Source organism: Anaerotignum sp. (genome assembly GCF_017483025.1).
GTDB lineage: Bacteria > Bacillota > Clostridia > Lachnospirales > Anaerotignaceae > Anaerotignum_A.
In genome coordinates, this window is the sequence record NZ_JAFUMA010000026.1 from 1 (window position 1) to 7,898 (window position 7,898).

Below are 7,898 nucleotides of genomic sequence, written 5' to 3' on the forward strand. Positions count from 1 at the left end.
ATAAAGAGACTTTTCAAAAAGCACAGTCTCTTCATCAAAGAGACACCAGAACAGCACCGGGGAAGAAAGCGGTGTATCTGTTTTCAGGATTTTTGAAGTGTGCAGATTGTAAAAAGCATATGACAAGAAAATCATCGAAAGGATATACATATTATAGTTGTTCTACTTACAAAAAGAAGTCGAAAGAACATTGTACAAAACATTCCATTCGGGAAGATGTTTTGGAAAAAGCAGTACTTCTGACAATCCAAAAACAAATTGACCTGGTGGAAGATCTAAACGGCTTGGTAGAAGAAATAGGAAGTGCGCCGCTGGTACATACAGCGTCGAAACGCATTAATGGGACGTTAGTAGCAAAGAATAGGGAACTTCAGAAATTGGAATCCATTTCAGATACGTTATATATGGACTGGCGTACTGGAGAAATTACAAAAGAAGAATACAGACGCATCAAAGAAAAGTACAAAACGCAAACAGAACAGCTTCAGGCAGTGATTGCAAATCTCGAAGAAGAAAAGGCGGCACTGGAAAAAGGGATAAAATCCAATGAACCGTATTTCGAGATGTTTATGAAACATAAGAATATAACTCACCTGGAGAGAGGATTGTTGGTTGAATTAGTTGATACCATTTATGTGCATGACAATGGTGCATTAACAATTGTATTTCGATTTGCGGATCAGTATAAGAAAATCATGGAATATATCGAGAGCAATAGAAAGGAGAGGGTATTGTTGCAGGATGTAAAAATAGGGTAACTATATTAGACTGAAAGTTGTGCAAATATGAGTGGCTCAGTTGCGCCAGTAGCCCCTGTTGCGCCGTCATTGCCATCATTACCGTCGGCACCTCTGGGGATAACGAAATCCAGAACATGGTCGGGGCTGCCTGTTACGTCTGTAACAGAAGCGTCTGTGCCGGGTTCGCCTGTAGTGGTGAAGCGGATGGTGATGGTTTCGCTGATGCCTGTTGCCCCGGTGCTACCAGTAGCGCCCGTTGCCCCTGTAGCGCCAGTAGCACCAGTTCTGCCCGTCGCCCCCGTAGCGCCGGTATTACCTGTTGCCCCAGTCACACCGTCTCTGCCTGTGGCACCTGTTGCGCCTGTTGCCCCGGGATTGCCCTGGGGGCCGTAAGGGCCTGTTGCCCCGGTGTTGCCTGTAGCCCCTCTTGCCCCTGTGGCACCTGTGAAGCCTCGAGGGCCCTGCAGCCCCGTTGCGCCCGTTGCCCCTGTGGCACCTGTTGCACCTGTAGCTCCTGTCAGCACACAGCAGCGTGTCCAACAGCAGTTGGGCTCGTTTTGACAGCGATCTCTGTCTCGATCGCCGTAAGGATATTGACTCATATACATTCCTCCTGAAAAATTTTTGGAAACAGGCCTGTTTCTCTTTCATACTATGTGAGAGGGGTTTTTTTGTGCATCTTACGTTTTTCTTTCGATTTTCTTCAATGCCTTGACAGAAAGAATACATTTCCACTATACTTTGCCAATAGAACAACGGAAAGGAGGACTCCCCATGACAGCAAATCTTCCCAGAGTAGGGATGCGTATGATTAAAACATCACTGGCAGTAGCGATCTGTTTTTTGCTGTATTTTGCCCGGGGAGAAGAAGGCGTGCCTGTCTTTTCCACCATCGCCGCCATCATCTGTATGCAGCCCTATGTGGAAAACAGTGTGGAAGCGGCTTTTAACCGTATCGTCGGGACGCTGTTGGGGGCAGCCTTTGCCTTGCTGGTTTTGTACCTGATCCGCTTCATTCCGTGGGAATATCGCATCCTGCGGTATATGATCATTTCCTTTGCCGTTATTCCTGTCATGTATGTGACAGTATTGCTGAAAAAAACAGGGGCTTCGGCTTTGGCGGGTATCGTACTTCTGAGTATTTGTCTTTCCAATGCAGGGAATCCTCCCCTCATTGACGCGGTGAATCGTTCTGTGGAAACCATTATCGGCATCCTGGTATCTCTGGGGGTCAATAGTCTGCATTTGCCACGGAAAAAGGCAGAGGACTGTCTTTTCGTGACGGGCTTCGATGGTGCTTTATATGATGCGAAAAACGGGATCACGCCCTATGTTTTCTTTGAACTGAATCAGCTGCTCCACAGAGGGCTGCCTTTTACCATTGCCACAGAGCGTACGCCTGCCTCCCTGATGGCAGATATCAGGGAACTGGATCTGAACCTGCCTGTCATCGCCATGGATGGGGCGGTATTATATGATGTAAAGGATAAGCGCTATCGTGCCGCCAATGGGCTGGACAGAGAACTGGCAGATGCCATCTGCGCCCATGCGGATAAAAAAGGCTATCATTACTTTCGGAATGTGATCTGGCAGAATGTCCTGTTGATCTATTATAATGATTTTAAAGATTTTAAAAATGAGGCGGAAAAGCAGCTGTATCTGTCCAACCGTCGTTCTCCCTATCGCAATTATGTGAATGGGGAAGTGCCTAAGGAGGGCATCATCGTCTATATTCTGCTGGTTCTGAAGGATGTGGAGGCGGATGAACTGGAAACAGAGCTGAAAGCCATGGATACCAAGGAGGAACTGCATTTTCTGCGGGATAAATCAGAAACGTCTGCGGAATACTGCCATTTGAAGATATATCATAAAAATGCTACCAAGGAATATATGCTGGAGCGTTTGCTGGCGGAAATTCCCCAGAAGAAATGCGTGGCATTCGGCAGTAATAAAAATGACCTTTCCATGCTGGCGGCGGCGGATCTTTCCTTTGCCACAGGGGATGCCATCCCCGAGGCGAAAGAGATCGCCCATAAGCAGCTGAAAGGAAAGAACGGGGACAGTATTGTTCGCCAGATCTTCCATTTGTATGAACGGCTGCCCTGGCAGAAGCTGCCCAAAGAACTGAGAGAGAAAAAAGATTGAGAGGGATAGATATGGATGAACTGCATGTTTTTTCCAGAGCGGAGCTGCTGTTGGGAAAAGAAGGGATAGAAAAACTGAGAAAGGCAAGAGTTGCGGTATTTGGCATTGGTGGGGTAGGCTCTTTTGCGGCGGAGGCGCTGGCAAGGGGTGGCGTAGGCCATATTGCTCTCATTGATGAGGACACGGTCAGTCTGACGAATATCAATCGCCAGCTCATCGCCACACAGAAAACCGTTGGTCGGGAAAAGACGGCAGTTATGGCGGAACGTATCCATGATATCTGCCCCGAAACGGAAGTGGTGGAATATCCTGTGGTTTATGGTGCGGAAAACAGAGAACTCATCGACTTTGCATCCTACGACTATATCGTGGATGCTATCGACACAGTCACATCCAAGCTGCTGCTCATCGAAGAAGCCAAAAAAGCAGGAACGGAAGTCATCAGCTGTATGGGTACGGGGAATAAACTGGACCCTACCCGTTTCGAGGTGGCGGATATTTCTAAAACATCCGTCTGTCCTCTGGCGAAGGTGATGCGCAAGGAACTGAAAGACCGCGGCATCAAGGGCGTGAAGGTAGTCTATTCCAAGGAACTGCCCCTGAAGCCTGCCGATTCCAGTGAAACCGGGAAGAGACAAATACCCGGCAGCCTTTCCTTCGTGCCCCCTGTGGCAGGCATGATCCTGGCGGGGGAAGTGATAAAACACATAACGAAAATGGAAACAGAATAAGAAATACTGAGAGGCCTTTGTGGGGAACGAAGGCCTCTTTATTTTGGTTTTTGGAGGATTCAGTGGAGAATTTTTCCTGAATTCTTACAGAATTCTTAGTTTTTTCTGAAAAAAAGGCAACCTACTTGAAAAGGAATGTTTTTTTCGATAAAATCAAAATAATAGAAGTGGTGTTCTGTTGCCTTTTTCGGGCTTCGGCACGAAGGGCAAAAAGGAGGAATCCCTATGAAGAAACAAATGAAGCGGCTGATGCTGGGAACGGTTTTTGTCGGAATATTGGCTATGGCAGGCTGCAGTGCTGCGGAGACAGCGGAAACCATTACGGAAGGCTCTGCGGAGGAATACGTGCAGGCGGCTCATAAAACGCTGGAGCAGGCAGATAGTTTTACGGCGGATTTCGAAGTGGTAGTCAGCATGGAAGGTACCGGGCAGACGATTACCAATGGTCAGATCACTATGGTAAAAGAACCGCTGTATGTAAAAGTAGACACAAAGATGGACTTTGACAGCACTGCCCAGGAATATACCGTTTATCTGGAAGAAAATGGCGATGCAGTCAATCAGTATATGAGTTATGATGGCCAGTGGACAGAGATGACTATGGATAAGGACAGTGCGTTGAGCGGTCTGCAGGTCTATCATACGCTGTATAACATGGAGACCATTCTCTCTGCGGCAGAAAACTGGACCATTGCGGAAGGCGGCAAAGAACTGAAGCTGACAGCTGTCATCCCTGAAGCTAAATTCTACGATGTTGAAGAGTACACCAAATGGTTTCAGCTGGCGGGTATGAGCGGTTTGTCTGAAGTATATTTCAATGGCGTGGGCGATGTTCCCGTAACTTTGACACTGGATGAAAAAACAGGGGCTCCTGTTTCCTATCAGGTGGAACTGGCAAAGGCACTGGAAACAGTGACCAATAATGTTCTGAAAGAACTGGGTGGCGGCACCGTGGAAAACGGCGTGACGGTGGAAGCTTACACGATTACATCCGAATTGACACAGCTGGGCGGCGTGCAGGCGGAAGAGATTCCTGCGGCGGCGAAAAGTGACGCCATCAATTATGAAAAAGAAATTTCCCTGCTGGAAAGCGGAGAATGATAAAATTGTGAAAGATGAACCTGTTTCGATGTTTTGAGACAGGTTTTTTTGTTTTTACGGGAAATATAGCTTTTACTTTGTATACAATCCATGCTATAATAATTTTTAGTGCGTTTATCGCAATGAATGGAGAAAAAGATAGAGAAAAAGGAGAGAAAAACATGATCGCTGCACAGGGTGTCAGCCTCCAGTATGGTGGCAGAGTACTTTTCAACGATGTTAATATTAACTTTACAAAGGGCAACTGTTATGGCCTGATCGGTGCCAATGGCGCAGGTAAGTCCACATTCCTGAAAATCCTTGCCGGTGAAATGGAACCCAACAAAGGCTCCGTATTCATCACGCCCGGCGAAAGAATGGCAGTCCTGAAACAGGACCACTTTATGTTCGACGAATTTGAAGTTGTAGAATGTGTTCTGTATGGTCACAAAAGACTGTACGATATCAGAAAAGAAAAAGACGCACTCTACATGAAAGAAGACTTTACAGACGAAGATGGCATCAAAGCCGCTGAACTGGAAGGCGAATTCGCAGAGCTGGACGGCTGGTCCGCAGAATCCAACGCAGAAATGCTGCTGAATGGTCTGGGTGTGACAAACGAATTCCATTATGTAAAAATGAAAGAACTGACAGGTGGTCAGAAGGTGAAAGTTCTGCTGGCACAGGCCCTGTTCGGCAACCCCGATATCCTGCTGCTGGACGAACCTACCAACCATCTGGATATCCATGCCATCAAATGGCTGGAAGATTTCCTGATGAACTTTGAAAACACCGTTATCGTTGTTTCCCATGACCGTCATTTCCTGAATAAAGTCTGCACAAACATCGCAGATATCGACTATGGTAAGATCACAATGTTCGTAGGTAACTACGATTTCTGGTATAGCTATACACAGATGACACAGCGTCAGCTGAAAGACCAGAACAAACGCGTGGAACAGAAGATCAAAGAACTGCAGGACTTCATCCAGCGCTTCAGCGCCAATGCTTCCAAAGCAAAACAGGCCACATCCAGAAAGAAACTGCTGGATAACCTGCAGATGGATACCATCAAACCCTCCAGCCGCCGTTATCCCTTCTGCAGCTTTAAGCAGGACAGAGAAGTTGGTAACGATGTACTGCTGGTAGATGGCATTTCCAAAACCATCGACGGCAAGAAAGTGCTGGATAACGTAAGCTTTATGATTCGCCCCCATGAAAAGGTTGCTTTCGTTGGGAAAGATGAAATTGCAAGAACTACACTGTTCCAGATCCTGATGGGCGAAATGGAACCCGATGAAGGTACATTCAAATGGGGCATCACAACAAAAACAGCTTACTTCCCCAAGGATAATACAGAATATTTCGCAGGCAACAAAGACAGCCTGATCGAATGGCTGCGCCCCTTCGCAAAGGAAGGCGAACAGTATGATTCCGATATCCGCGGCTGGCTGGGCAGAATGCTCTTCAGCGGCGAAGAAGCCCTGAAGGAAGCAAGCGTGCTTTCCGGCGGCGAAAGAGTAAGATGCATGCTGTGCAAAATGATGATGAGCGGCGCTAACGTTATGATCCTGGATGAACCTACAAACCATCTGGATCTGGAATCCATCACAGCCCTGAACGAAGGCCTGACAGACTATAAAGGCACTCTGCTGTTCGATTCCCATGACCATCAGTTTGTACAGACCATTGCCGACAGAATCATCGAAATCCTGCCCGGCGGCATCATTGACAGACAGATGACATACGATGAATACATCGATGATGAAAACATCGACGCGCTGAGAGAAAAAATGAGTCAGCAGTGATCACACAATATCTGTAACAACATACGATAGATAAAAACTGCCTCTGCGCCCTGCGTAGGGGCAGATTTTGGAGGAATGAAAAAATGTGGGATATCTTTCTCGTAGTGGGAATTGGATTTTTCATAGGATATAAAGGCCTTTTGAACGAAAAAGGCATTAAATTAAACAGCAAACTGCAGACCGTATGGCTGATGCTCCTGATTTTCTGTATGGGCGTCAGCATCGGCAGAAATGGGGACATCGTGAAAAACCTGCCGCTGCTGGGCGGTAAGGCTGTTCTTTTCGCCATCCTGACGGTTCTTTGCAGCATCATCGTGGTTTATGTCCTCTCCAATCTGTTTCTGGAAAAGGAGGGGAAGAAATGAGTCTTGCGATTTTAGTTGTACTGGTGCTGGGCATTGGCGCAGGCTTTGTGATGCCTGAAAATATCAGCGCGTTCATCGACAGTGCTTCTTCCTATATGCTGCTTATCCTGCTGTTTTCCGTGGGTATTGATATGGGCCTGAATAAGGAAGTTTTCACCCGCATCAAAGAACTGGGCTTTAAAATTTTGCTGATCCCCTTTGGGGTGGTGGTAGGCTCCCTGTGTGGCGGCGCCTTCACGGCATTTTTGACGAATCTTCCTGTGAAGGATGGTCTGGCTATCTCCGCTGGTCTGGGCTGGTACAGCCTTTCCGGTATTCTTATTACAGAAGCGGGCAATCCTGTTGGCGGGACGATCTCTTTCCTTGCCAATGTGTTCCGTGAAATGCTGACCTTTATCATTGTGCCTTTCATCGCCAGCCATCTGAATTATTACTGCGCTATTGCCCCTGCGGGTGCAACCGCCATGGATACGACACTGGGCATCATCAGCAGAAATACGAACGCTACCGTTGCAGTGTTGAGTTTTGTCAGCGGCGTTATCTGCACGCTTCTGGTGCCTATGTTGGTTCCTGTTTTCCTGTAAAAAGAATTTTCTCTTTTTTTGTAAAAAAGTGTTGACAAATTTTATCCGGTGCGTTATTATAATTGAGCGCACTGAGATGTGCGGATGTGGCGGAACTGGCAGACGCGCTAGATTCAGGTTCTAGTGGGCATTGCGCCCGTGCAGGTTCAAGTCCTGTCATCCGCAGTAATTGCGGAAAAGACCATCGACAAAAGTCGGTGGTTTTTCTTTTTTTCTGAAAAAGAAGATGTATTTTTGGGGATAAAAGAGATATCTTCAATTTTTTGAAAATTTTTTAGAAAAATGCTTGACATTTTTTATCCGATGCGTTATTATAATTGAGCACACTGAGATGTGCGGATGTGGCGGAACTGGCAGACGCGCTAGATTCAGGTTCTAGTGGGCATTGCGCCCGTGCAGGTTCAAGTCCTGTCATCCGCAGTAATGCGGAAAAGACCATCGACGA

8 protein-coding genes and 2 tRNA genes are annotated in these 7,898 nt (G+C 46.9%); 9 read left to right on the forward strand and 1 reads right to left on the reverse strand.

Features of this window, described 5'->3' with window-relative positions:
- Positions 1-758: zinc ribbon domain-containing protein (locus IJ369_RS02450; RefSeq protein WP_290715585.1), on the forward strand; the 758-nt coding region annotated here is incomplete at its 5' end.
- Positions 759-763: 5 nt separating this feature from the next.
- Here IJ369_RS02450 and IJ369_RS02455 read toward each other — a convergent pair.
- Positions 764-1,342 (reverse strand): hypothetical protein, encoded by a 579-nt coding sequence (locus tag IJ369_RS02455; RefSeq protein WP_330612901.1) that lies wholly within the window; start codon positions 1,340-1,342, stop codon positions 764-766.
- Between the two features lie 172 nt (positions 1,343-1,514).
- On the opposite strand from IJ369_RS02455, the gene IJ369_RS02460 reads away from it, so the two are divergent.
- The 8 genes from IJ369_RS02460 (at position 1,515) to IJ369_RS02495 (ending at position 7,873) form a co-directional block, all read left to right on the forward strand.
- Entirely contained in the window at positions 1,515-2,885 is a 1,371-nt protein-coding gene (locus IJ369_RS02460; protein WP_290715587.1) for an HAD hydrolase family protein, read from the forward strand.
- A gap of 11 nt (positions 2,886-2,896) precedes the next feature.
- Complete coding sequence (locus tag IJ369_RS02465; protein WP_290715589.1) at positions 2,897-3,616, forward strand: tRNA threonylcarbamoyladenosine dehydratase; 720 nt, start codon at positions 2,897-2,899, stop codon at positions 3,614-3,616.
- A 225-nt stretch (positions 3,617-3,841) separates the two neighbouring features.
- Positions 3,842-4,717 carry a LolA family protein gene (locus IJ369_RS02470; RefSeq protein WP_290715591.1) on the forward strand — a complete coding sequence of 292 codons (876 nt, stop codon included), beginning with the start codon at positions 3,842-3,844 and terminating at the stop codon, positions 4,715-4,717.
- A 161-nt stretch (positions 4,718-4,878) separates the two neighbouring features.
- On the forward strand, positions 4,879-6,504 hold the full coding sequence (locus IJ369_RS02475; RefSeq protein ID WP_290715593.1) for an ABC-F family ATP-binding cassette domain-containing protein: 1,626 nt from the start codon (positions 4,879-4,881) through the stop codon (positions 6,502-6,504).
- 83 nt (positions 6,505-6,587) lie between these two features.
- A complete protein-coding gene (locus IJ369_RS02480) occupies positions 6,588-6,869 on the forward strand; it encodes a LysO family transporter (protein WP_290715595.1) in 282 nt (93 codons plus the stop codon).
- Entirely contained in the window at positions 6,866-7,453 is a 588-nt protein-coding gene (locus IJ369_RS02485; RefSeq protein ID WP_290715597.1) for a lysine exporter LysO family protein, read from the forward strand. The genes IJ369_RS02480 and IJ369_RS02485 overlap by 4 nt, the downstream gene beginning before the upstream one ends.
- Before the next feature lie 80 nt (positions 7,454-7,533).
- Positions 7,534-7,618: transfer RNA gene (locus IJ369_RS02490), tRNA-Leu, on the forward strand.
- 170 nt (positions 7,619-7,788) lie between these two features.
- A tRNA-Leu gene (locus tag IJ369_RS02495) sits at positions 7,789-7,873 on the forward strand.
- Positions 7,874-7,898: the final 25 nt, after the last annotated feature.

What these genes read in the sequence shown, in the direction of transcription:
- IJ369_RS02455 (WP_330612901.1), bottom strand. Translation starts at nt 1,342, where the DNA reads ATGAGTCAATATCCTTACGGCGATCGAGACAGAGATCGCTGTCAAAAC.
- IJ369_RS02485 (WP_290715597.1), top strand. Translation starts at nt 6,866, where the DNA reads ATGAGTCTTGCGATTTTAGTTGTACTGGTGCTGGGCATTGGCGCAGGC.
- IJ369_RS02475 (WP_290715593.1), top strand. Translation starts at nt 4,879, where the DNA reads ATGATCGCTGCACAGGGTGTCAGCCTCCAGTATGGTGGCAGAGTACTT.
- IJ369_RS02480 (WP_290715595.1), top strand. Translation starts at nt 6,588, where the DNA reads ATGTGGGATATCTTTCTCGTAGTGGGAATTGGATTTTTCATAGGATAT.
- IJ369_RS02460 (WP_290715587.1), top strand. Translation starts at nt 1,515, where the DNA reads ATGACAGCAAATCTTCCCAGAGTAGGGATGCGTATGATTAAAACATCA.
- IJ369_RS02470 (WP_290715591.1), top strand. Translation starts at nt 3,842, where the DNA reads ATGAAGAAACAAATGAAGCGGCTGATGCTGGGAACGGTTTTTGTCGGA.
- IJ369_RS02465 (WP_290715589.1), top strand. Translation starts at nt 2,897, where the DNA reads ATGGATGAACTGCATGTTTTTTCCAGAGCGGAGCTGCTGTTGGGAAAA.